This window comes from Coriobacteriaceae bacterium, from assembly GCA_025757745.1.
Taxonomy (GTDB): Bacteria; Actinomycetota; Coriobacteriia; order Coriobacteriales; family Coriobacteriaceae; genus Collinsella.
Window position 1 is genome coordinate 383,183 of sequence record CP107217.1, and the last position, 25,529, is coordinate 408,711.

The window sequence follows — 25,529 nt, forward strand, 5'->3', positions numbered from 1 at the left end:
CACGCCCCTTCCCGATCGATCCAACCTATGGAGCAACCCATGTCCGAGACCATTCAGGACCTCTATACCAGCTTCTCCGAGCAGATGGAGCCCATCCAGGAGGACAGCCGCTACTTCCGCTATCTGTTTGAGATGGCGCAGGCCTCGGGCACCACGATCGAGCAGCAGCGCGAGGAGCTCGTCAAGGTGGTGGACGAGGAGTGGATCAGCATGATCGAGGACTCGCTCGATGCCATCAACACTATCATCGAAAATCCGCGCCGCTTCATCACCACCGAGGAAGAGGTGGTGCCGGTCTCGCTCGCCAAAAAGATCAGCGCCGATAGCGTTCGCCATCTGTGCCAGAACACGCAGTTCCTGGCGCCGAGCGACGATGGTGGCGTCCACCCCACGCGCATCCTCAACGTCAACACCGTCGAGACGTACGACTTGTACGAGAACCGGTTTATCTACCACCTGATTCAGCGCCTGCTGACGTTTGTGGACAAGCGCACCGACGTGATCTTTTGGTCGACGGGCAACGAGATCCGCAACCGCTTTAAGATGCACAGCAAGATCGACGATGCGTACGAAGAGATCGAGTACAGCGTCGAGATGACGGTCAAGAACCGCCAGAGCTTTGCCGAGAACGACGCCGACAACATGGACGTCTTTATGCGCATCGACCGCGTGCGCCGCCTGGTCATGGCACTGCGCGGTGCGTCGTTCTGCCAGATCATGAACGGGTGCAGCGCGGTCCGCAGCCCCATTCAGCGCACCAACCTCATCATGAAGGATCCCAACTACCGCAAGTGCTACCAGCTGTGGCAGTTTATGGAGCGCTACGACAAGGTGGGCTACAACATCGACGTGCAGCAACAGGCGCTGGCGTTCGATGACGAGTACATGGTGCAGATGTACACCAACCTCATCAACAACTACACCGTCTTTAAGAGCCTGACCGACGACGAGCGCAACCTGCAGGAGCTCGAGAGCGTGCAACACGCGCCGGTGGCGCCCAAGTTTATTAAGGAGATTAAGGAGGTGCAGGTCGATAGCCCCGACCTGCCCGATGTCGAGGTCCGTCGCGTGTTTGTGGAGGAGGTCACGCAGGCCCAGCTGGATGCCGAGCAGGCGCTGGCCGAGGCCCGCGAGCAGATCGAGGAGCTGCAGGGACAGGTCAAGTCTTGGAAGGTGCAGGCACACGCGCTGACCGACGAGCGCGACGACCTGGCCGACGAGCTGGACGAGGCAAAGACACGTGAGCTGGCGTTGACGCAGCGCGCACAGATTGCCGAGGCCGATGTCGAGGAACTGCGCGCCTCCCTGGAGGATGTCGAGGCGGGCAAGAAGGCTGCCGAGGCTGACGCTGTCGAGGCGCGTGAGACCGCGGCGGCACAGCTTGAGCAGATGCGCGCCGAGGCTGATGCCGAGGTCGCGGCCGCTCGCGCCGATGCCGATGCCAAGATTGCAGCCGCCGAGCAGGCCGCTGCCGCTCAGGTCGCGCAGGTCAAGAGCGACGCTACTGCGGCCCTGGCTACCAAGACGGCGGCCGATGCCGCCGAGCTGCAGGCCGCCATGGACGCCGCCGCGGCCGAGCTTGCCGGCGTGCGCGAGGCTTCTGCCAAGGAGGTGGCCGAGCTGCATGCCAAGCTGGACGCCGCCCAGCTGCAGATCGAGGAAGTGCAGCTGACGGCCGAGCACGATGCCCGTGCCGCGGCCGAGGCGGCCGACGCCGCTGCTGCTGTGGCGGAGCAGAAGCTCGCCGACACCGTCGCCGCGGCCGAGGAGAAGGTTTCCGCTGATCAGCAGGCAGCCGATGCTGCGATCGATGCCGCCCGTGCGGCCGCCGACTCTGCTGTGGAGCAGGCTACGGTGGACGCCAGCGAGAAGGTCGCCGCTGCCGCTGCCGAGCGCGATGCCGCCGCGCGTGCCGTCGAGGAGGCCCGTGCCGACGCCGATGCGCGTATCGCTGCGGCCGAGTTCGAGGCGGGGGAGCGCATTGAGCAGGAACTCGCCGCCGCCAAGGCCGCACACGAGCTCGAGCTCGAGGCCGCCCTCGCGGAGATGCAGCAGCGCTTGGACTCGTTGGCGCATGAGCTGGAGCAGGCCGAGCGCGATCGCGCCCGTGCCGAGCGCCGTGCCGAGGGCAACAGCCTGTCACGCTATCTGCTGGCTCGTCTGCGCGGCGAGGCTGGCGAGGGCGTGGCCGCAGCGCCTGACGAGGATGGCGCTTCTGCGGCGGATGCCACCGAGGCCGAGGTCGCTGCCGACCCCGAGACTTCCGCAAAGGACGACGACAAGTGATGAAGCACGTGCTTCGCGTGATCAACGTGTTGGCGACCGTGGTGATCCTGGTCGCCTTTGTGGTGCTGCTGCGCACGGTGTTCACGCCCGCCGGCGAGATTCCCACCATCATGGGCCACGGCTTTATGCGCACACTGACCGGCTCGATGGAGCCGGCGATTCCCGTGCATTCGTTTATCGTCGTCGATACCGACAACAGCCAGGTCTACGAGGTGGGCGATATCATCACCTTCCATTCGTCCGATGACGTGCTGGAGGGTTCGCTCAACACGCATCGCATCGTTGCCGTAGAGGATACGGCCGACGGCTCGCCGGTCTACCACACCAAGGGCGACGCCAATCCGGTCGAGGACGCCGCGCCCGTGCCCGCCGCTGACGTGGTGGGCCGCGTGGTCTTTGTCTCGGCGGGGCTGGGCGTGGTAGTCTCGTTGCTCACCAACCCGCTGCTGTTCTTCCCGCTTATCGTGGTGCCGCTGATCGTGCTGCTGGTGCTCGAGATTCGCCATATGGTCAAAACCACACAAGAGGTGGCACGCGCCGAGGACGAGGCCGCCCTGCGTGCTGCCGTGGAAGAGATTCGTGAAAAGCGCCGTCGCGAGCAGGAGGAGCAGGGCGACGCCAAGGACCAGAACGACGCCGACCATACCGATGAAAATGCGAAAGCCGACCCCGGCGCCCTAGACGATTCCAACCGCTCGGCATAGCGTGTCTGCGCCTTTCGTCCCTGCAATTTGGACGCCCATAGATGTTCCGAATCATCTGCTTTTTCATGCCGATATTCGTGCTACAGTTTGAGCGCTTTGTTGCCAATTGATTTCGGGGGAGTGGAATGGAGCAGGAGCGCACAGCTCAGCGTGCACGCGAAAAGGCTTCGGTACCGATGACGGCGGCGTCCGACTTTGTCGTGCCCGAGGGAACTGACGAGCTTAGCCGCAGCACCCGCCGTGCATGGCGCGAGCGCCTCAACGATGCGTCGTCGCGCAAGATGATTACGGGCGTTCTGGCCACGCTGGCGGGCGGTTCGTTTTGGGGTTTTTCGGGCACCAGCGCGAGCTTCCTGTTCGATACTTATCACGTTGATACCCTGTGGCTTATGAGTGTGCGCCAGATTCTCGCCGGCCTGCTCTTTATGGCCGTGGTGGTCACGCGCGATCGCGAGCGTCTGGTCAGGCTCTGGACCACGCCCGCCGACCGTAGGCAACTGCTGCTTTTTACCGCTTTTGGCCTGCTGTTCAACCAGTTTTGCTATCTTTCGGCCGTGCGTCTGACCAATGCCGGAACCGCGACGGTGCTCCAGTGCCTGCAGCTGGTCATCATCATGGGTTACGCCTGCGTGGTCGATCGCCGCATGCCGCGCGCACGCGAGACGATCGGCATTGGTCTGGCCCTCGGTGGCACCTTTTTAATCGCTACCGGCGGTGACCCCACCAGCCTGAGCATTTCGCCGCTCGGCCTGGTTGCGGGCCTTATGTGTGCGGTCAGCGCCACCTGCATGGCGGTGATTCCCGCCAAGATTCTGCCCGAATACGGCAGCCCCATCGTTACAGGCTCTGCCATGCTCGCAGCGGGCGTGGTCTCGTGCGTCTTCGTGCAGCCGTGGGCTCATATGCCGGCGCTCGATGCTGCCGGTATCGAGGCGCTCGCGGTGTTTGTGGTCATTGGCTCGTTTTTTGCCTACATGCTGTATATGCAGGGCGTTAAGGACATCGGCTCGGTGCGTGCGAGCCTCATCGGAACTGTGGAGCCGGTTTCGGCGACCATCACCAGCGCTGTTATGCTGGGCACGGTGTTTTTGCCGACCGACCTTATCGGCTTTGCCATGATCATCGTGATGATGTTCCTGACGGTATAGCTCACGCCGCTGCCTAGACGGACGCGGTGTTGCACCACAATTCCGCGAATTGGTGCCTGCATCTGGAGTTTAACTGACGATGCCAAATATGTCATAAACTAATAGCGTTATTGACTTTTAGTATTGCGAGGACTCCTCTATGGCTGGTAACCACTTTAAGAACGGCGACGGCGAGCGCTCTGCAGTTCCGCCGCGTTCAAATGGGACTGGAAACGCTGGCGTACCGAGTGGATCCAGCCAAAACGGTGCTGGCAACCGTACGTCTCCGGGCGAAACGGCGATGTTTGCTGCTCTGTACGAACAGTCTCAAAAGGCAAAACAGGCTGGTCGCGTAGGCAGGCAGGCATTTCCGGGCGGGTCGGGCTCTGCGGCTTCGTCGGCCGGGGTCCGTCCGGCGCCAACGGGCGGTGCAAATGTCGCCGGCTCCACTGGCCCCGCTAACAACGCTCATCGCGCCCACAACGCCAGCCCCATCAGCTCTGCCAATCCCGCCAATAGTGCTTCTTCTGCTGAAGACGCAGAGCTTACGGGTAACCTAGGCACTATCTATACGGGCGCTTCCGAAACCGGCACGTTTGCCCGTCTCGATGACGACGGTGCCGAGTTTAAGGGCTCGGGCTCTAAAGAAGATTATTACGATTTTGGCTTGAACTACGGCGGTGATTCCTCGACGAGCCCGACCTCGAACGGCCTGGTTCGCCATCGCCATCGCAAGGGCGAGCGCAAGAAGCGTCGCGTTGCAGCCGTTGTCGCTGCCATCGTCGCGGTGGTTCTTGTCGCTTTTGGCGTGAGTGGCTTCATGCTGTTTAACTCGGCAAAAACCGTGAAGAGCCAGGCAAAGGAAACTGTCGAGATCGTCGGCGGCCTTAAGGACAAGGTCACGTCGGGCGATTTTTCGACCCTGCCCGATGATGCGAAAAAGATCGACGAGCTCTGCAGCAGCATGAAGAAGGAGACCTCGAGTCCGGTGTGGACGATGGCTTCGTTCATTCCGGTGTACGGCGGCGATATTAACGCCGCCCGCACCATGGTCGACGCTCTGTCCGATGTTTCGAGCGGCGCGCTGGTCCCCATGGCCGATAATCTCGCTCAGGCAACGCCCGGCAAGCTGTTCCAGGACGGGACAATCAACGTGTCCGCGCTGCAGGCGGTCGCCGATTCGCTCTCCGATAGCTCGAAGGCGTTCAAGAGCGCCAACAAAAAGGTGCAGGGTATTGGCGATACACATATCGCCCAGGTGACCGAGCTGGTCGATAAGGCAAAGGACGGCTTTGCCACCCTGAACGGTGTAGTCGACGCGGCAGAGAAGGTCGCTCCCGTTCTGCCCCAGATGCTTGGCGCCAACGGCCAGACGCGCCATTATCTTGTGCTCGCGATGAGCAATGTCGAGATCCGCGCCTGCGGCGGTTTCCCCGGTTCTCGCGGCGTGATGTCAGTGACTGACGGTAAGCTCGAACTGGGCGATTTTGTCAAAGTCGACATGATGAAAGAGCCTTTGAGTCCGCTTCCCATCACCGATGAAGAGGCAAACTTGTTCACGACCGGATGGGGCTTGACCGGTTTCAACACGCTCGGATACACGATGGGCGACGTTACGATGACGCCTGATTATCCGCGTGCGGCTCAGCTTGCCAGCGATATGCAGAAGGCCATTGTCGGAGATGACATCGACGGCGTATTTGCAGTCGATCCGGTATTTTTGCAGTATATGCTCGGCATTGTAGGTGGCACGCAGCTTCCCGACGGCACCGTCGTCGACGGAAGCAACGCTGCAAAGGTGCTGCTGCACGATATTTATTGGAATTACCCGGTAGAGGAACAGGACGCCATTTTTGCGGCGGTTGCCGGATCGGCTTTTAACAAGATCGTGGACGAACTGGGCTCCAGCGATATTACTAAGATCGCTGCCGCCATCGAAAAGGGTGCTTCCGAGGGTCGCATCCTCATGTATTCGAGAAACGATGACGAGGAAAAGGCCGCGAAGGCTCTTGGAATATCGGGCGCCCTCCAAGCCGATGCGTCGGAGGCTCCGATCTTGGGCGTCTATGTGAACAACTACAGCTATTCGAAGATGGATTGGTTCCTTGATAAGCGAGTCACCATCGATTCTTCGGTTGAAAATGCCGATGGCTCGACGACGTATCGAGTAACCACTACGCTCAAGAACACGATGACCCCCCAGGAGAAGGCCGAGATGCCTGGTTATTTCCAGGGCCATAACGGCATTAGCCAGGATATTGATGACGAGGTGCTGAGGCTCTATCTCTACGCTCCCGCGGGAGGCAGCATTTCGGACATTAAGACTTCGGGCTCCGGTTCTATCGAGATGAACGAAGCGACGCACGATGGCCTGAAGGTTGCATGGGGCGGCGTCCACATGCTTCTTGGACAAGACATAAAGGTCGAGTACACGGTCACGACTTCGAAGGACTCTGGGCACAAAGCGCTTAAGGTTCGCACCACGCCAACCGCTCAAACGTTTGAACAGGATAAGTAAGATATGAAGTACTTTGGCACCGACGGCTTTCGCGGCGAGGCCAACGTTGGGCTGACGGTGGAGCACGCTTATAAGATCGGCCGCTTTGTGGGCTGGTATTACGGCGCCAACCGCGGGGCCAAGGCGCGCGTGATCGTGGGCAAGGACACGCGTCGCTCGAGCTATATGTTCGAGGCGGCGCTGGTGAGCGGCTTGGTCGCGAGCGGCGCGGACGCCTACATGTTGCACGTGATCCCGACGCCGGGCGTGGCGCATCAGACCGTGGAGGGCTGCTTCGATTGCGGCATCATGATCAGCGCGAGCCACAACCCGTTTTGCGATAACGGCATTAAGCTCGTCAACAGCGACGGCTTTAAGATGGACGAGGACGTGTTGGAGCTCATCGAGGACTATATCGATGGCAAGAGCGAGGTGCCGCTGGCTACGGGCAACCACATCGGTGCCACGGTTGACTACATGCAGGGTCGCAACCGCTATATTGCCTCGCTCATTGCCAGCGCGAACTTTTCGCTGCAGGGCGTTAAGATCGGTCTCGACTGCGCCAACGGCTCGGCGTCCTCGGTGGCCAAGCCGGTGTTCGACGCGCTGGGCGCCGATGTGCGCGTGATCAACGCCGCGCCCGATGGCTTTAACATCAACGTCGATTGCGGCTCCACACATATGGAGCGCCTACAGCGCCACGTGGTGGAGCAGGGCCTGGACGTGGGCTTTGCCTATGACGGCGATGCCGATCGCTGCCTGGCCGTGGACGAGCGCGGTCGCGTGGTCGACGGCGACCAGATCCTGTACGTGTGCGGCGTGTATCTAAACAAGCACGGGCGCCTCTCGGGCGGCACCGTGGTGCCGACGATCGCCAGCAACTTTGGCCTGGTCAAGTCGCTGGAGCTTGCCGGTCTGAGCGCCGTGACCAGCGGCGTGGGCGACCGTCACGTGTATGCAAAGATGCGCGAGGGCGGCTACAGCCTGGGCGGCGAGCAGACGGGCCACACGATCTTTGGCGATATCGAACGCACGGGCGACGGCATTATGACCTCGCTGCGTGTGATGGAAGTGATTCGTGCCGAGCGCGAGACGCTCTCGCAGCTCACGGCTCCGTGCAAGCTGTTGCCGCAAGCGCAGGTTGCCGTGCACGTGACGGACAAGGACGCCGCGCTGGGTAACATGGGCGTGCAGGCCGCCATTGCCGAGGCCGAGGCGTCGCTGGCGGGCGAGGGCCGCGTGCTGGTGCGCAAGAGCGGAACCGAGTCGGTGATCCGCGTGCTGGCCGAAGCCCCTGACCAGGCAGCTGCCGACGCCGCCATGAAGCGCATTGCCAACGCGCTGGAAGCTCTGTAGTTACGCGGTTTTACCAAACCGCGTAACTGCTCGACGCTGCAAACGGCCCCAAGCGGCAATCTGACGTTCAATTTCATTTTCCGGCACTTGGGGACGTTCCTATCGTGCCGGCAAAAAAGGAACGTCCCCAAGTGCCGGGTCTCTGGCTTAGGTGGAAAAGGGGGCGCCGCGGGATAGATCCTGCGGCGCCCCTTTGCGTTGGCGTGTTGCCTAGGCTTTACAGCTCGTAGAGCGTGGTGAACTTGTCCTGCAGGTAGCTGCAGTAGTAGCGGGCATCGAACGCCATGCCGCATGCGCCCTTGATGAGCTCCGGCGCGTCCTTGGCACGGCCCCACTGCCAAATGTGCCCGCCCAGCCAGGCGCGGACGGGCGCCAAATCGCCGCTCGCACAGGCGCCGTTGAGGTCGACACCGTCGCGGCACATGGCCGGCACAAACATGGCGTCGTAGGCGCTACCCAGCGCATACGTGGGGAAGTAGCCAAACGAGCCGCCGCTCCAGTGCGTATCCTGCAGGCAGCCGCGCGTGTCGTCGGGGACGGGAATGCCCAGGTACTCGTCCATAAAGCGATTCCAAAGCGCGGGGATGTCCTTGGCCGTGGCCTCGCCGGCAAACAGCATGCGCTCGATCTCGTAGCGCACCATAATATGCAGCGGGTAGGTGAGCTCGTCGGCCTCGGTACGGATCAGCGACGGCTGCGCGATGTTCACGGCGCGGTAGAGCGTGTCCTCGTCGACGTCGCCGTAGACCTCGGGCGCATGGCGGCGCAGCACCTCGAGCAGCGGCCCCATAAAGGCGCGGCTGCGACCCACGGTGTTCTCGAAAAAGCGGCTCTGGCTCTCGTGGATGCCCATGGAGGTGCCGCCCTCCAGGCAGGTGCGCGCATAGGCAGGATTGACGCCCAGCTCGTACATGGTGTGCCCCGCCTCGTGGATGATGCTGTAGACGTTGGAGATACAGTCGTCCTCGTAGATGTGCGTCGCGATGCGCGCATCGCCCACCGAGAAGCCCTCGCTAAACGGGTGCTCGGTAAAGGCAAGCGTGGTGTCGTCCAGATCCAGGCCGACGAGCTTCATAAGATCGAAGCTCATGGCACGCTGGGCAGCCTCGGGCACGCGGGCGTGCAAAAAGTCGGCAGCGGGCTGCTGGCCGCGCTCGCCGATGGCGTGCACGAGCGGCACGACCGTAGCCTTGACCTCATCGCAAAACGCATCGAAGCTCTTGGTGGAAAGGCCGCGCTCGTACTGGTCGAGCCAAACGTCGTATGGGTCGCGCTTGGGGTCCATGAGCTCGGCTTGATGCTTAAGCTGGGCGACGATTCTATCCACATAGGGCTCAAAGCTCGCCCAGTCATTGGCCGTCTTGGCCTTGTGCCACACGGCGTCTGCCTCGCAGGTGAGCCTGGTCCAGGCCTCGGCCTCCTCGGTGGGGATGGCGCTCGCTTCGCGCTGGTCGCGGCCGAGCACGCGGATCTCGTCGAGCAGCTGCGGGTCGTCGATCTTGCCGTCGGCGACGGTCTCGCGTGCCAGCGAGCGCACGAGCTCAACGGACTTTTCGCTGGTCAGGAGCTTATGATGCTCGCCGGCAAGGGTGCCCATGGCGTCGGCGCGCGCTGCGGCGCCGTTGGCGGGGGCAATGGTCGCGCCGTCAAACTCGGCAATCTTGAGCAGGTACTCGCGGGTCCACAGCTTGCCCTCGAGCTTGCGGAATTTTTTTACGGCCTTATCGACCTTCATGCCTTTGGGCGTCTTGCCCGCTGCGGGCTCGGCCTTCTTATCGTGCTTCTTTCCCATACCATATCCTTGATCTCGCGAGCCGAGCGCCACGGATGGGCGCACGGCCAGTTTGCACAGCTACCTGTCTTGTACCCAGCACGAACAAAACGGAACGCGGCGATACGCTCACACAATGTGGTATCCTGTAGCCCAATGCGTTGACGGAGAGGGTTTTGCCCGCCGCGTCGCCGGCAAGAGAGGGAAGGTCATGGGCTGCAAGCCTTCCTGCGGTGACAAGGGCCAAGCGTTCACTCCCGAGCAGCGACCTCAACGGGCACGCGGCCAGCGGCGGCGATGTCCCCAGTAGGGAAGCCGTGAGCCTCGCGACAAGGGGCAAAGAGTGGGCGCGGCGGGCCAGACATCCGCCGGGTCAAACAAGGTGGTACCGCGGAATTCAACCGTCCTTGGGCAATGCACATGCCCGAGGGCGGTTTTTTGTTACCGGATCGGGCCGCGTTTTCGCAATGTCAGGCGGCGGCAGCCGCCTCGGCAAGCGGGGAGCGCGAGAGACGAAAGGGAAGACATGAGTCTGATTGATGATCTGGTCAAACTCGAGGAAGAGGCCAAGGAGCTCGTCGCAGGCGCCGACGACGCCGCAAAGCTCGAGGCCGCGCGCGTTGAGCTGCTCGGCCGCAAGGGCCGCATCACCGGCCTGATGCGCATGATGGGCAAGCTCGCCCCCGAGGATCGTCCCATGATGGGCAAGCGCGCCAACGAGATGCGCCAGCTGATCGAGGGCATGCTCGACGAGCGCACCACCGAGATGAAGGCCGCCGCCCTCAAGCACGCACTCGAGCACGAGGCCGTCGACATCACGCTGCCGGGCATCCGTCCGCAGATCGGTCACCAGCACCTGATCAAGCAGATCATCGAGGAGGCCGAGGACATCTTTAGCGGCATCGGCTACACCGTCGAGTCTGGCCCCATGGTCGATACCTCCTACTACAACTTTACCGCGCTCAACGCGCCCATGGATCACCCGAGCCGCTCGGCCCGCGATACCTTCTATGTGGTCGACAATAACCCCGGCAGCGTTGCGCACCCCGAGGCTCACGCCCACGGCGAGTCCGACGTGCTGCTGCGCACCCAGACCTCGGGCGTGCAGATCCACACCATGGAGTCGCAAAAGCCGCCCATCTACATGATTTGCCCGGGCACCGTCTACCGTCCCGACACGGCCGACGCCTGCCACCTGCCGCAGTTCAACCAGATCGAGGGCCTGGTCGTCGACGAGGGCATCACCTTTGGCGACCTCAAGGGCACGCTCGACTACTTTGTTAAGTGCATGTTTGGCGAGGACCGCAAGACGCGCTATCGCCCGCACTTCTTCCCCTTCACCGAGCCTTCCTGCGAGGTGGACGTGAGCTGCCACGTCTGTGGCGGCAAGGGCTGCAACTTCTGCAAGCATAGCGGCTGGATCGAGATCCTGGGCTGCGGCATGGTCGATCCCAACGTCCTGATCAACTGCGGCATCGACCCCGAGAAGTACACCGGCTTCGCCTTTGGTATTGGCGCCGAGCGCGTCGCGGCCCTGCGCTACGACCTGCCGGACCTGCGTACGTTGATGACAGGCGATATGCGTTTCCTGAACCAGTTTTAGGCTTGCCCAGGCACCCCATCTTGGCGTTCAAACCGTCGCTCGCGTACCTTTAGTACGCGTCGCTCCTCTTTCACGCCAACCTGGGGCACCTGGACAACCCTAAGGCGAACGTCTTCATTTGATATTCCTCCCTTTGCGGAGATTAAGAACTAGGAGAGCTACATGCGCGTTTCTTACGACTGGCTCAAGACCATGATCGATATTCCGGAGGATCCCAAGACCCTTTCGGACGAATATATCCGTACCGGCACCGAGGTCGAGGCGATCGACACCGTGGGCGAGTCCTTCGACCACGTGGTGACCGCCAAGGTGCTCACCAAGACCCCGCACCCCGATAGCGACCATATGTATGTGTGCTCGGTCGACGTGGGCGACAAGAACCTCGACGCCGACGGCAACCCCGCTCCGCTGCAGATCGTCTGCGGCGCGCAGAACTTCGAGGCCGGCGACCACATCGTCACGGCCATGATCGGCGCAGTTCTGCCCGGCGACGTCAAGATCAAGAAGAGCAAGCTTCGCGGCGTCGTGTCCATGGGCATGAACTGCTCTGCGCGCGAGCTCGGCCTGGGCGGCGACCACTCCGGCATCATGATCCTGCCCGAGGACACGCCCTGCGGCATGCCGTTTGCCGAGTATGTGGGCTCGAGCGACACCGTGCTCGACTGCGAGATCACGCCCAACCGTCCCGACTGCCTGTCCATGATCGGCATGGCCCGCGAGACCGGCGCCATTTTCGATCGCGATTTCCACGTTGAGCTGCCCGCCATCAAGGCCGAGACCGGCCGCGCGACCGACGACGAGCTTTCGGTCGAGATTGCCGACGAGGGCCTGTGCGACCGCTATGTCGCCCGCATCGTGCGCAACGTGAAGGTCGGCCCCTCGCCCGACTGGATGGTCAAGCGCCTCAACGCCCTGGGCGTGCGTCCGCACAACAACATCGTCGACATCACCAACTACGTGATGATGCTCACCGGTCAGCCGCTGCACGCCTTTGACCTGGACACCTTTGCCGAGCGCGAGGGCAGGCGTCGCGTGGTGGTTCGCGCCGCCCAGCAGGATGAGAAGTTCACGACGCTCGACGGCGAGGAGCGCGTGCTCGACGCCGGCATGGGCCTCATCACCGACGGCGAGCGCCCCGTGGCGCTGGCCGGTGTTATGGGCGGTATGGATTCCGAGATCGAGGACGACACCGTCGATGTGATGGTCGAGAGCGCCTGCTTCAACGCCGGTCGCACCTCGCACACCAGCCGCGACCTGTCGCTGATCTCCGACGCCTCCATTCGCTTTGAGCGCCAGGTTGACGAGACCGGCTGCGTGGACGTCGCCAACGTTACCTGCGCTCTCATCGAACAGATCGCCGGCGGCGAGGTCGCTCCCGGCTATGTCGACGTGTTCCCCGCGCCCAAGACCATCGATAGCATCAAGCTGCGCTTGGCCCGCGTGCACGCCATCTGCGGCGCCGACATCGAGCCCGACTTTATCGAGCGCTCACTCACCCGCCTGGGCTGCACCGTCGAGCGCGACGGCGAGGACTTTATGGTCACCCCGCCGAGCTTCCGTCCCGACCTGCCGCGCGAGATTGACCTGATCGAGGAGGTCCTGCGCCTGTGGGGCATGGGCCGTGTGACGGCGACCATCCCGGCTGCCAAGAACCACATCGGCGGTCTGACGCGCGAGCAGAAGCTTACCCGCAAGGTCGGCGAGATCCTGCGCGCCTGCGGCCTCAACGAGACCACGACCTTTGGCTTTGCCGCCCCGGGCGACCTGGAGAAGATCGGCATGTCCACCGAGGGCCGCGGCTGCCCCGTGGTGCTCATGAACCCGCTGGTGGCCGAGCAGACCGAGATGCGCCGCTCGCTGCTGCCGGGCCTGCTGCAGTCTGTGGCCTATAACGAGGCCCACGGCACGCCCAATGTGCACCTGTACGAGGTCGGCAGCCTGTTCCACGGCCGCGAGAACGCCAGCCTGCCCAAGGAGACCAAGTCCGTGGCGGGCGTGCTCTCGGGCCAGTGGAGCGAGCAGTCTTGGACCATGAAGTACCGTAAGCTGCGTTTCTTCTTTGGCAAGGGCATCGTCGAGGAGCTGCTCGCCCAGCTGCGCATCGAGAAAGTTCGCTTCCGTCCTGTCGAGGGCGAGGGCTATGCCTTCCTGCAGCCGGGTCGCGCCGCCGAGGTCCTGTCCGGCGGCACCGTGCTGGGCTGGGTCGGCGAGATTCACCCCGAGGCGCGCGAGGCGATGGGCATCGATGAGGTCGTTGTTGCCTTTGAGCTCGATCTGGACAAGCTGATCAAGGGCGCTCGCAACCAGGAGAACTACCGCGAGTTCTCGCAGTATCCGGCTGTTGAGCACGACCTGGCTATCGTGGTCGATAACTCCGTGACCTGCGAGGATCTTGAGCGCCGCATTACCAGCGCCGGTGGCAAGCTGCTCGAGGGCGTGCGCCTGTTCGACGTCTACCGCGATCCCATCCGCATCGGAGCGGGCAAGAAGTCCATGGCCTTTGCGCTTACGTATCGCTCCGACGACCACACGCTCACCAGCGAAGAAGTCGAGAAGGCACACCAGAAGATCGTCACCAAGGTGTGCAAGGGCGTAAACGGCGAGGTCCGCGGCTAGGATTTGCGCTGGGTATAGGCCAGCGGTGGCTGCCGCCGAGTCCTACGTGACTGCTATGCTCGATATAAGGCGCTGCTGAGCCTGCATATATGACACGCGCATTACATAACGGCGTGCTGCTTTGTCGGCAGTGCGCCGTTTTGCTATGATAGCCCGCGGCGTGTTACGAATCTGACATTACGTAACACTGACAAGGTGATTTTAGCGGCGTTGCAATTCCGCGCGCCGATAACCGGGAGGCGTATATGCACATTCCAGACAACTACCTGTCCCCGCAGACCGATGCCGTCATGGCGGTGGCGATGGTGCCCGTATGGGTTCACTGCATCAAAAAGGTGCGCGCCACGCTCGATCGCGAGCATATGGCGTTCCTGGGCATCTGCGCCGCATTCTCCTTCTTGCTCATGATGTTCAACGTGCCGCTGCCCGGCGGTACCACGGGTCACGCCGTTGGCGGCGCGCTCATCGCGCTGCTGCTTGGCCCCGAGGCCGCTGCCATTGCCGTCTCGGTCGCGCTAGCGCTGCAGGCGCTGCTATTTGGCGACGGCGGCGTTCTGTCGTTTGGCGCCAACTGCTTTAACATGGCCTTTGTGCTGCCGTTTGTCGCTGCTATCGTGTTTCGTGCGCTCAACAGCCGTCTGCACGACAAGAGCTGGGGCACCTCGGTTTCTGCCATCGTAAGCGGCTGGGTCGGCCTGTGCCTGGCGGCCCTGTGCGCGGCAATCGAGTTCGGTATTCAGCCGATGCTCTTCACGAATGCTTCGGGCGCTCCGCTGTACTGCCCCTTCCCGCTGTCCGTGGCTATTCCTGCCATGTTGATCCCGCATATGCTGGTTGCCGGCGTGATCGAGGGCGTGGCGACGGCCGCCATCTACGGCTTTATCAAGAAGACGGCGCCGAGCATTATCGTCGGGCCCGGGGCCATCGATGGCCAGCTTGCTGCCGAGGGCGCTGCTGTCAAGAAGACCTCGCTGGTTCCCACGCTCATTTTGGTCGCCGTGCTCGTGGTGGCCACGCCGCTGGGATTGCTTGCCACCGGTGACGCCTGGGGTGAGTGGGACGCCGAGGGCGCCGCAACTGCCGTTCAGGAGGCTGGCGACGACAGCCTGCAGGCTTCGGTCGGCCTCGATACTCCGACCTTTGCCGACGCGCTGCCCACGGGTGATTACCTGCAGGCCTATTCCGAGGAACAGGGCCTTGGCTTTGCCGGCCAGGCTGCCATGTATATCCTTTCCGGTGTGATTGGCGTGGCGGTGCTCACCATCGCATTCCGCCTGATTTCGCTGACGGTTAAGGAAAGCTGAGCGCATGCAAATGGTCGAGCTGCCTAGCTGGCTTGCGGCCGAGGAGCGATACGAGCCCGCGGGGGCTCGGCATCGTGTGATGCAAAAGAATGTCCTGCACCTGGCGAGCCTGCTTGAGCGGGTTCGCCTGGGTGGAGGTGCGCACGAGGGCGGGTCGATGGTCGACCGCGCCCTTTCTTGCGTTTCGGCTCCGGTGCGTCTGGTGGGGATGTTCGTTTGCGTCCTGTGCGTGTGTCTGACGCAAAGCCCGCTGTACCTCATGTTGATGGCGGCTATCGTGTTGGTGCTCGTTGCCGTACGCCCCGTACGCGGGCTGCGGGCAACCTTTGTGCCGGCGCTTGGCGCTGCGGGGCTCGCGGTGGTTCTGGCACTGCCTGCCCTGCTGCTGGGCGCGTCTGCCACGGGCGCCATGCTCAAGATCGCGCTCAAGACGTTTATTAATGTGTCGCTGGTGCTGGGTGTTTCGTGGACGCTCACCTGGAGCCGCATGTCGGCGGCGCTCAAAATGCTGCACCTGCCCGATGAGGTTATCTTTACGTTTGATATGGCACTCAAGCATATCGAGGTGCTGGGACGCACGGCGCACGATCTGTGCGAATCAGTCATGCTGCGCAGCGTCGGTTCCGCGCCTGCGGGTTTTTCGCGCACCGATTCGCTGGCGGGTATCATGGGCATGACGTTTATCAAGGCGATGGAATGCAGCCGCGCGATGGACGAGGCCATGCTCTGCCGCGGCTTTGCCGGTGCGTACCCGGCCCCCGCGCGTAGCGGCTTTGGCTGGCGCGATGCCGTTTACGCGGCCGTTGTGGCTCTGCTCGCCGTATTGTGCGCGGTGCTGTAGCGCGGGCGGTCGAACCGTCGATGTGAGTAGGGAAGGGCGACGTTTTGACAAACGATACAAATGGCGCGATGGGCGCGAGCGGTGCTGCTGGCGTCGAAACAACGCCGCTCATCGAGTTTCATGACGTGGTGTTTTCCTATGCGGGCCATACGGTGGTCGACGGCGTTTCGCTGCAGGTGGACCGTGGAGAGCTCGTTGCCCTGCTAGGTCCCAACGGCTGCGGCAAGACGACGATCATGCGCCTTATTAACGGCCTTGAGCTCGCGGACGCGGGTGCGTACCTGTTCGACGGGCATGCGGTCGATGCGGCATATCTCAAGGATTCCGCGACGGCCCAGCGGTTCCATCAATGCGTGGGCTTTGTGTTCCAAAACGCCGATGCGCAGCTCTTTTGCGCTACGGTGGGCGAGGAGGTCGCGTTTGGCCCGGCTCAAATGGGACTGCCGGCAGACGAGCTCGAGCGCCGCGTGCGCGATGCCATGGAGCTGTTCCAGGTTGCCGATCTTGCCGACGTCTCTCCCTATCAGCTCTCGGGCGGGCAAAAGAAGCGCGTTGCGCTGGCTGCGGTGGTGTCGATGAACCCGGATATCCTGGTGCTCGACGAGCCTACCAACGGACTTGACGAGGACTCGTGCGACATCGTGGTCAACTTTCTACTGGCCTATGTTGCTGCCGGCAAGACGGTCTTGATGAGCACACATCATCAGGATTTGGTGCGGCGCCTGGGTGCCCGCGCCATCTATATCGATCGATATCACCATGTGGTCGAGGCGCCGGTGTCGTCGTATGGAACCGAGAGCGGCGCTGCGGAATAGTTGCTGCGTAGAGCGTGCGTAGCCGCCCGCGCGGCTTTGCCGTGATGGTATAGTTATCCAGGTTTTTATGGGGGTGGCTATGCCAAGCTGGAACATTCATATCGCTCAGACGGAGCGTTTGCTGGAGCGCAGCGGTGCGCTTGCCAATAGCGTGCGCGACCGCAATGCCTTTTTGTTTGGCTGCGTGGTTCCGGATATCTTCGTGGGCTATATGGTCCCTGGCATCGCTGATCCCATTCCGTATCGCATTACGCACTTTGCAAAGCCCGAGCCTATCCCTAAGCCTCGTGAGCATGAGTTCTGGGATACCTATGTGGCGCCGCTGCTTAAAGGCGCACCCGCGGGCGAACCTGCTGAGGCCACCTCGATTGTCGAGGAACGCGAGCGACTCAATCGGGTGCATTATCCCCAACGTTACAAGGACGCCGAGCCGGTTGCCGGTCCCGGCGCCTGTGAGTTTTCGCTCGCGCCCGATGACGTGGCGCAGTCGCTGCTCGATCTGACGCTGGGCGTTTGGTCTCACCTTGTGGCCGATACTGTGTGGAATACCCGCGTGAACCAGTACCTGGAGGCGCACGGCGGCAAGCCGTGCGAGGAATTCCGCATTAAAAAGCAAGGCGACTTTGACTGGTTTGGCAAGACGCTCAGCATTGTTTCGATTCCGCGCGCGACCGATCGCCTCTATACTGCGGCGACGCGTTTTGGTCAGTATCCCATCCATAAGGAGTATGTGCTCAAGACCATCGGCGTTATGCACGAGATTGTACGCGAAAACCCCGGCGAGCCCGATCATCCGCCGTATCGCTTGCTAACCGAGGAGTTTTTCGATGCAACGTTTACCGAGGTCGTCGAGCTAACCGAGGCGGGTTTTGCCGCCCGTGTCGAATCGCCCGATGTGTCTGCGCTGCCCCTGATTGCTAGCTGCTAGCTGGCCGGCCCGGCAGTGAATAGCTCAACCCAATCGACAAGTAGCTCTTGCCGCAGGGCATCTTCGGCAGTGCGCTCCTGTTTAGTCTTTGGGGTGTAGGGAAGCCCAGCCTTTTTATGGATGAGCTCGGCTATGTGGTTGAAGCTCTTCTTCTCCTTGATCTGGTCATAGGTAATTTGGATGACGTCGTAGCCCATGCTTGTGAGTGCGGTGGCGCGCTCGGCATCGGAGAGGCTCGCGGCTTCGCTGTCGTGGGCGGAGCGGCCTTGGCATTCAAGGATGACGCCCATGCTGTCGGTGGCGCTTTCGATGAGGATATCGGCGTAGCAGCAGGTTTTGTCATACAGCGAACGCGCGGCTTCGCTGAGCGGGATGCGCGCGTTATTGGTGATGTCGATGCCCAGACCGCCCTCATCGCGGGGGAGCGAGATGAGAATTGACGTCTGGACTTCAAAGGGCGAGGCGGTCTGTCCTGTCATGCGTTCGGCGGCCCAGCGGAGCTGCTTAACGCCGCGCAGGCCTGCGGCCTGCTTGGCGAACGCGGCGATATCCGCTGCGGTAAGAAGCGGCGTGCGCTTCCACAAGTTGGTGTCATTGCCCTTGGTGTCGTTAGCTCGCTCCCAGCCGCAGCTGGGCGGAATGAGCTTAAGCGAAATAGCTTCATCGAGTTGTTGTTGCGTTCGCTCGCAGGGCTTAAACACTGCAAAGGAGCCGCACATCTCGTAGCAAGCCATGAGTAACTGGCTGCGTGAGACCTGCGTGGCAAGGCTGAGCAGCGTGAACTCCGGTGAAGTGACATCAAACCCATGCTCAGTCTGCCTAAACGACCCAGGAGGCGGCTCTTGGGTTAGCAGACGGCTATGAAATAGCTTTCCGTTCGCGCGCTGTTTTCTTTCGCCCACGAATCTCCAAACTGGTGTGCCGAGCAAGTCTTTAAATACTGGTTGTTTTGAGTAGTGTACCAAGCGATGGTCATGGTCGGGCGGCAGGATTGCCGGATAGAGTCCCAGTATCTGGGGCGGGATGCGATAGTACTGAAAAGCCGTGGGTCCGCAGGCAAGAAATGACATGGCGATCCGATCGTTTGAGCGTAGTTTGGGCTAGAAAAGCTATCGGTTTCGGAAGTGCGGGGAAAAAGACAAACAGGCAAACCACAAGCGGTATTTGAGCGAACTTTATCAGGGGTTTTGTTGAAATAAAAGGGCTTGTACTCGGAGGTAAGCAATTTTTCCCCGCACTTCCGAAAACCAGGTCGATCTGGCTCTTGCTAAAACGATTTATTAGCGTCGGTTAAGGTGTGGGTTTGCCACCGGGCGAACACTTTTAGCGCTTGGGACTTTATTCATTGGGCCTCGAAGGGTGGATTTCGCACTTTTGGTAAAGAAATGAGTGCGTGTTTTGCTGTGCGCCGGCATTGGCATAGAAAAAGGGCCCGGAAGGCTTTGCCTTCCGGGCCCTTTGCAATGCAAGTGTGCTTGCAAGTACGACTTAGCGCACCTGAGCGACGTAAGCGACGTTGGTCGAGGAGACCTTGTCCTCGAGCTGGACGCTCATGCGGGGATCGCCAGCGGTAGCGACGGTCAGGTCTCCGGCCTCGACGTAGCCGAGCTCCTTAGCGGTCTCGATCGCCTTGACGATCGTGCCGTTGACGGTGCCCTGGGTAATCTCGGCCTGGTGCGGGATAACGCCCCAGTACATGATCATCTGCTGGACGGCCCACTCGTGGCGGGAGAACGCGCAGATCGGCATGTTGGGACGGAAGTGCGAGATCAGGCGAGCGGTGCGGCCGGTGGTCGTCGGCACGGTGATGCACTTGGCGCCAACGGTGGTAGCCATGTTCACAGCGGACATACCCACAACGTTGTTGACAACACGGGTGCCGTGGGCATCGGCCGGAACCTCGAGCGGAGCGTGAGCCGGGAGGTACTTTTCGGTCTCGAGAGCAATGCTGGCCTGCATCTTAACGGCCTCGACCGGGTACTTACCGGCAGCGGACTCGCCAGAGAGCATAACGGCGTCGGTGCCGTCGTAGATGGCGTTAGCAACGTCGGCAACCTCGGCGCGCGTCGGGCGCGGGTTCTGCTGCATGGAGTCGAGCATCTGCGTAGCGGTGATAACGGGCTTGTAGGCCGCGTTGCACTTGGCGATGATCTCCTTCTGGATGTGGGGAACGAGCTCGGGCTTGATCTCGATGCCCAGGTCGCCACGGGCAACCATGATGCCGTCGGAAGCCTCGAGGATCTCGTCGAAGTTCTCGACGCCCAGGGCGCACTCGATCTTCGGGAAGATCGTCACGTGCTCGCCACCGTTCTCGCGGCAAAGCTCGCGGATGCCGCGGACGGACTCGCCGTCACGGATGAAGGAAGCGGCGATGTAGTCGATGTTCTCGGTCAGGCCAAAGAGGATGTCCTGACGATCGCGCTCGGTGATAGCGGGCAGCGAGATGTTGACGTTGGGCATGTTGACGCCCTTGCGCTCGCCGATCAGGCCGTCGTTCTTGACGACGCAGGTCATGTCCTGGCCGTCGACGGACTCGACCTCGAGGGCAACCAGGCCGTCATCGATCAGGATGAGGGAGCCCTTCTCGACCTCGGAGGGCAGAGCCAGGTAGTCGAGGGAGATGTGCTCAGAGGTGCCGTGGAAATCCTCGGACGTGGGCTGAGCGGTGACGACGATCTTGTCGCCGGTCTTGACGGCAACCTTCTTGCCATCGACCAGAAGGCCGGTGCGGACCTCGGGGCCCTTGGTGTCGAGCAGGATGCCGACGGGCATACCGAGCTCCTTGGAAATACGACGGACGCGCTCGATGCGACCGTGGTGCTCGTCGTAGGAGCCGTGCGAGAAGTTAAAACGGGCGACGTTCATGCCCGCCTTGATCATCTCGCGGATGGTCTCGTCGCTATCGCAGGCGGGACCCATGGTGCATACAATCTTAGTGCGCTTGTACATTCAGACCTCCATCTGACATCGTCTTGCGCTGATAGATAAACCATAAGAAATAAAACTGAGTTGATTATAACGAAATGGCGACCGAATACCCCAAAAAATCGACCGTATGCCGAATTAGAAGTTCATTTTTTGCGGAAAAACGGTATATGCAAAAACTTTACCAACCGTTCTAACCGCTGCTATCTGGGCGATATTTCAATTTGATGATGCGCCGAAGAAAAAACGTTTTATCAATGTTGAGCATCACACGGCCTGCACCGTTGCTTATGGACCATATTTCCAAATGGATTGTTTTGGCTAGACGCGTTGCTTTGGGGTACCATAGCTCCACTATCAACTGCCGCTCAGCACGGCAGCCTTGATGAGCCCTTGCCCTTCTCCTGGGAATTATGATCGGGCATCAATCTGCTGAGTGGCCCGAATCCCAGGAGGGGACTCTATATGCAAAAGGAATACCTGTCCGCCGCGGCGGAGGTGCTCAGCGACCAAGGCGTCGATGAGAACCTCGGCCTGAGCACCGGTGAGGCGTCGTCGCGCCTCGCCAAGACAGGCCCTAACAAGCTCGAGGAAGCCGAGAAGACGCCGCTGTGGAAGCGTTTCTTTGAGCAGATGGCCGACCCCATGGTCATCATGCTGATCGTTGCCGCCGTCATCAGCGCGCTCACGGGCATGGTCAAGGGCGAGCCCGACTTTGCCGATGTCGTCATCATCATGTTCGTCGTTATCGTCAACTCGGTACTGGGCGTGGTCCAGGAAGCCAAGAGCGAGGAGGCCCTCGAGGCCCTGCAGGAGATGAGCGCGGCGCAGTCCAAGGTGCTGCGCGACGGCAAGCTCGTGCATCTGCCGAGCGCCGAGCTCGTGCCCGGTGACGTGATCATGCTCGAGGCGGGCGACTCCGTTCCGGCCGACTGCCGCGTCCTCGAGAGCGCCACGATGAAGATCGAAGAGGCCGCACTCACCGGCGAGTCCGTGCCCGTAGAGAAGCACGCCAACGTGATCGAGCTTGCCGCGGGCACCGATGACGTGCCGCTCGGCGACCGCAAGAACATGTGCTACATGGGTTCCACCGTTGTGTACGGCCGTGGCCGCGCCGTCGTAGTCGGCACCGGTATGGATACCGAGATGGGCAAGATTGCCGGCGCCCTGGCCGAGGCCAAGGAAGAGCTCACGCCGCTGCAAGTGAAGCTCGCCGAGCTCAGCCGCATCCTCACCATCATGGTGATTATCATCTGCGTCGTGATCTTTGGCGTTGACATCCTCCGCCACGGCGTGGGCAACGTCCTTACCGACCCGACCGCCCTGCTCGACACCTTTATGGTCGCTGTCTCGCTCGCCGTCGCTGCCATCCCCGAGGGCCTGGTCGCCGTCGTGACCATCGTGCTGTCGCTCGGCGTGACCAAGATGGCCAAGCGCCAGGCGATTATCCGCAAGCTTTCTGCCGTCGAGACCCTCGGCTGCACGCAGACCATCTGCTCCGACAAGACCGGCACCCTTACCCAGAACAAGATGACCGTCGTCAAGCACGAGCTCGCTGCGCCCAAGGAGAAGTTCCTGGCCGGTATGGCACTGTGCTCCGATGCCCAGTGGGACGAGGAACTGGGCGAGGCCGTGGGCGAGCCGACCGAGTGTGCACTCGTCAACGATGCCGGCAAGGCTGGTCTTACTGGCCTGACTGCCGAGCACCCGCGCGTGGGCGAGGCCCCGTTCGACTCGGGCCGTAAGATGATGTCTGTGGTCGTCGAGACCCTGGACGGCGAGTACGAGCAGTACACCAAGGGCGCGCCCGACGTGGTGATTGGTCTGTGCACCCATATCTACGAGGGCGATAAGGTCGTTCCGCTGACTGGGGAGCGCCGCGCCGAGCTCGTGGCAGCCAACAAGGCCATGGCCGACGAGGCCCTGCGCGTGCTGGCGCTGGCGAGCCGCACCTACACCGAGGTTCCCGCCGACTGCAGTCCCGCTGCGCTCGAGCACGACCTGGTCTTCTGCGGCCTGTCCGGCATGATTGATCCTGTCCGCCCCGAGGTCGCCGATGCCATCCGCGAGGCCCATGACGCCGGTATCCGCACCGTCATGATCACGGGCGACCACATCGACACCGCCGTGGCCATCGCCAAGCAGCTGGGCATCGTCACCGATCGCAGCCATGCCATCACCGGTGCCGACCTCGATCGCATGAGCGACGAGGAGCTCGACGCGCACATCGAGGACTACGGCGTGTACGCCCGCGTCCAGCCCGAGCACAAGACCCGCATCGTCGAGGCCTGGAAGTCGCGCGACCAGATCGTGGCCATGACGGGCGACGGCGTCAACGACGCCCCGTCCATCAAGCGCGCCGACATCGGCGTGGGCATGGGCATCACCGGTACCGACGTTACCAAGAACGTCGCCGACATGGTGCTCGCCGACGACAACTTCGCCACCATCATCGGTGCTTGCGAAGAGGGCCGTCGCATCTACGACAACATCCGCAAGGTCATCCAGTTCCTGCTTTCGGCTAACCTTGCCGAGGTGTTCTCGGTGTTTATCGCCACGCTCATTGGCTTTACCATCTTCCAGCCGGTGCAGCTGCTGTGGGTGAACCTGGTCACCGACTGCTTCCCCGCGCTCGCGCTGGGCATGGAGGATGCCGAGGGCGACATCATGAAGCGCAAGCCGCGCAACGCCAAGGACGGTGTCTTTGCCGGCAATATGGGCCTGGACTGTGTGGTCCAGGGCTTGATCATCACCGTGCTGGTGCTGGCGAGCTTCTTTGTGGGCGTGTACTTTGACATGGGCTACATCCACATCGCCGATATGATCGCCGGCAACGCCGACGAGGAAGGCGTGATGATGGCCTTCATCACGCTCAACATGGTCGAGATCTTCCACTGCTTCAATATGCGCAGCCGTCGTGCGTCGCTGTTTAGTATGAAGAAGCAGAACAAGTGGCTGTGGGCCTCTGCCGCGCTGGCGCTGGTGCTGACGGTGATCGTAACCGTACAGCCGACGCTTGCCGAAATGTTCTTTGGACCTGTGACGCTTGAGCTCAAGGGTGTTCTTGCCGCGCTGGGGCTGGCCTTCCTGATCATCCCGCTGATGGAGATCTACAAGGCGATCATGCGCGCGGTCGAGAAGGAGTAGGTCGAAAGGCCATCCTTCCCACCGGCCCGACCGCCTGCGGGGTTTCCACGGGCACGTCCTCGCGTTTCGCGCTGCGGGATGTGCCCTTAGGAAACCCCTCCCGGCGGGCGGGCCTTCGGATAACCTCTCGGGACCATTAGCTGAGGGAAAGTATGTGAGTCGGTCGAGCGTTTGCTCGACCGACTCTTTTTTGTGGGTAAAATACCTGCTCAGTTGTGATTTGTGGTGCTGGGAGGCGCTTGTGGGCAAGGCTAAGGCTAAGGCGAAGAAAAAGACGACGGGGGCGCGGGCTAAGCGCGATCGTCGTCGGAAGCTCGCGACCGAAGCTCCCGCGTCTGCCGAGGAGCTGCTGGCAAGCGTGCCGGGACTCGATGCGCTGCAGGATGTTCCGACGTTCGACGATCTGCCGGTCGATGATGCTCAGCGGGCTGCCTTCGATGATTTTTGTGCTCGGGCTGAGGAGCCCGAGCAGATGCAGCTTGGTGCCGTGGTGCGCCTGGATCGTGGGTTTCCGCTGGTGGCGACTGCCGATGACACCTTTCGTGCCGAGCATGCCGTGGGGTTTGCCAAGTCGCGTGGCGAGGATGAGGTTCTGCTGCCCGCCGTGGGCGACCGCGTTGCGGTGCGCCGTGCACCGGGGCATGACATGGGCGTGATCGAGTGCGTGCTGCCACGCCGCACGAGTTTTGAGCGTTGGCGTGGCCGTGCCCGCGGTGAGCGTCAGGTGCTTTGCTCCAACGTGGATAGCGTGCTGATCGTGCAGGCGCTCGGCGCCGGCGAGGTACTGCTCGACCGCGTGGCGCGCTCGCTGGTGTTGGCGCTCGACTGCGATGCCGAGCCGGTGGTGGTACTCACCAAGGCCGACCGCTGCGACGCCGATGAGCTCGAACGCGATCTGGACCGCGTGCACCGCTTGGTGGGTCCGGACGTGCGTGTAATCGTGACATCCTCTGCCGAGGGCCGTGGCCTGGACGAGGTTCGCGCCTGCGTTCCCGCTGGGAGCTGCGCCATGATCCTGGGTGAATCGGGTGCCGGCAAGTCGACGTTGCTCAACGCGCTGCTGGGCCACGATACGTTGGCGACCGGCGGCGTGCGCGAGCGCGATGACCAGGGCCGCCATACCACCGTCGCGCGCGTGATGGTGGCGCTTCCGGGTGATGCCGGTGTTATTGCCGACGCCCCGGGCCTGCGCAGCCTGCCGCTCGTGGGGCATGAGCGGGGCTTGGCACGCGCGTTTCCCGAGATCGTCGAGGCGTCGCGTGCGTGCCGGTTTGGCGACTGCACGCATACCCACGAACCGGGCTGCGCCGTTCGCGAGGCCGAGGATACCGGGCAGATCGACAGCCTGCGCCTGGAGACGTTCCAAAATCTGGCGTCATCCATGCGCGTGAGTGCACAGATGCTCGATCCCGATGTCCATCTGTAATCGAATCTACCTATGACAGCCGTCTCCCAATGGTACGGGAGGCGGCTTTTTTATTGCCGATGCGCCCCTAAACGTGCGTTTTGCCGACGTGCTGACCAAAACCTTGCCACGAGCTTGACGGGCCGGTCAGCTTTTGGTCGGCAATTGGTTTGACGCTCAAAACCAAGATCGCGATCGCGTCGT

Annotated in this window: 16 protein-coding genes; 13 read left to right on the top strand and 3 right to left on the bottom strand. The window is 62.0% G+C overall.

All coding sequences use genetic code 11. From position 1 onward, the window contains the following. Positions 1 to 39 precede the first annotated feature (39 nt). The 5 genes from OGM60_01540 to glmM all read left to right on the top strand — a co-directional run bounded on the left by OGM60_01540 (position 40) and on the right by glmM (position 7,970). Positions 40 to 2,286, top strand: a complete 2,247-nt coding sequence (locus OGM60_01540) for a DUF2357 domain-containing protein (protein UYI99503.1) — start codon at positions 40 to 42, stop codon at positions 2,284 to 2,286. Beyond that, complete coding sequence (locus tag OGM60_01545) at positions 2,286 to 2,990, top strand: signal peptidase I (protein ID UYI99504.1); 705 nt, start codon at positions 2,286 to 2,288, stop codon at positions 2,988 to 2,990. The genes OGM60_01540 and OGM60_01545 overlap by 1 nt, the downstream gene beginning before the upstream one ends. 125 nt (positions 2,991 to 3,115) lie before the next feature. Further along, the gene (locus OGM60_01550) at positions 3,116 to 4,138 is read left to right on the top strand and encodes an EamA family transporter (GenBank protein UYI99505.1); all 1,023 of its coding nucleotides are present in this window, start codon (positions 3,116 to 3,118) and stop codon (positions 4,136 to 4,138) included. Between the two features lie 139 nt (positions 4,139 to 4,277). Further along, a complete protein-coding gene (locus OGM60_01555) occupies positions 4,278 to 6,635 on the top strand; it encodes a DUF4012 domain-containing protein (GenBank protein UYI99506.1) in 2,358 nt (785 codons plus the stop codon). Positions 6,636 to 6,638: 3 nt separating this feature from the next. Then, positions 6,639 to 7,970, top strand: coding sequence for a phosphoglucosamine mutase (gene glmM, locus OGM60_01560; protein ID UYI99507.1), 1,332 nt, complete (start codon positions 6,639 to 6,641; stop codon positions 7,968 to 7,970). 217 nt (positions 7,971 to 8,187) lie between these two features. Here glmM and OGM60_01565 read toward each other — a convergent pair whose 3' ends face one another. Continuing rightward, entirely contained in the window at positions 8,188 to 9,762 is a 1,575-nt protein-coding gene (locus OGM60_01565) for a carboxypeptidase M32 (protein ID UYI99508.1), read from the bottom strand. A 505-nt stretch (positions 9,763 to 10,267) separates the two neighbouring features. On the opposite strand from OGM60_01565, the gene pheS reads away from it, so the two are divergent. The 6 genes from pheS to OGM60_01595 all read left to right on the top strand — a co-directional run bounded on the left by pheS (position 10,268) and on the right by OGM60_01595 (position 17,848). Beyond that, positions 10,268 to 11,344: a phenylalanine--tRNA ligase subunit alpha gene (gene pheS, locus OGM60_01570; GenBank protein UYI99509.1), complete on the top strand. Its 1,077-nt coding sequence runs from the start codon at positions 10,268 to 10,270 to the stop codon at positions 11,342 to 11,344. 162 nt (positions 11,345 to 11,506) lie between these two features. Further along, positions 11,507 to 13,960 (top strand): phenylalanine--tRNA ligase subunit beta, encoded by a 2,454-nt coding sequence (pheT, locus tag OGM60_01575; protein UYI99510.1) that lies wholly within the window; start codon positions 11,507 to 11,509, stop codon positions 13,958 to 13,960. Positions 13,961 to 14,205: 245 nt separating this feature from the next. After that, the gene (gene cbiM, locus OGM60_01580; protein UYI99511.1) at positions 14,206 to 15,264 is read left to right on the top strand and encodes a cobalt transporter CbiM; all 1,059 of its coding nucleotides are present in this window, start codon (positions 14,206 to 14,208) and stop codon (positions 15,262 to 15,264) included. Between the two features lie 4 nt (positions 15,265 to 15,268). Beyond that, complete coding sequence (locus OGM60_01585) at positions 15,269 to 16,105, top strand: energy-coupling factor transporter transmembrane protein EcfT (protein UYI99512.1); 837 nt, start codon at positions 15,269 to 15,271, stop codon at positions 16,103 to 16,105. 44 nt (positions 16,106 to 16,149) lie between these two features. Then, positions 16,150 to 16,920 (top strand): energy-coupling factor ABC transporter ATP-binding protein, encoded by a 771-nt coding sequence (locus tag OGM60_01590; protein UYI99513.1) that lies wholly within the window; start codon positions 16,150 to 16,152, stop codon positions 16,918 to 16,920. A 79-nt stretch (positions 16,921 to 16,999) separates the two neighbouring features. Then, the gene (locus OGM60_01595) at positions 17,000 to 17,848 is read left to right on the top strand and encodes a hypothetical protein (GenBank protein UYI99514.1); all 849 of its coding nucleotides are present in this window, start codon (positions 17,000 to 17,002) and stop codon (positions 17,846 to 17,848) included. Here OGM60_01595 and OGM60_01600 read toward each other — a convergent pair. Together OGM60_01600 and pyk are read right to left on the bottom strand one after the other, a co-directional pair. Then, positions 17,845 to 18,582: an endonuclease domain-containing protein gene (locus OGM60_01600; protein ID UYI99515.1), complete on the bottom strand. Its 738-nt coding sequence runs from the start codon at positions 18,580 to 18,582 to the stop codon at positions 17,845 to 17,847. The genes OGM60_01595 and OGM60_01600 overlap by 4 nt on opposite strands. A gap of 754 nt (positions 18,583 to 19,336) precedes the next feature. Next, a complete protein-coding gene (gene pyk, locus OGM60_01605) occupies positions 19,337 to 20,797 on the bottom strand; it encodes a pyruvate kinase (GenBank protein ID UYI99516.1) in 1,461 nt (486 codons plus the stop codon). A gap of 441 nt (positions 20,798 to 21,238) precedes the next feature. Between pyk and OGM60_01610 the strand changes: the two genes are divergently transcribed. Beyond that, positions 21,239 to 23,920, top strand: a complete 2,682-nt coding sequence (locus tag OGM60_01610; GenBank protein UYI99517.1) for a cation-translocating P-type ATPase — start codon at positions 21,239 to 21,241, stop codon at positions 23,918 to 23,920. A gap of 346 nt (positions 23,921 to 24,266) precedes the next feature. Then, positions 24,267 to 25,346, top strand: coding sequence for a ribosome small subunit-dependent GTPase A (gene rsgA / locus OGM60_01615; protein ID UYJ00138.1), 1,080 nt, complete (start codon positions 24,267 to 24,269; stop codon positions 25,344 to 25,346). Positions 25,347 to 25,529: the final 183 nt, after the last annotated feature.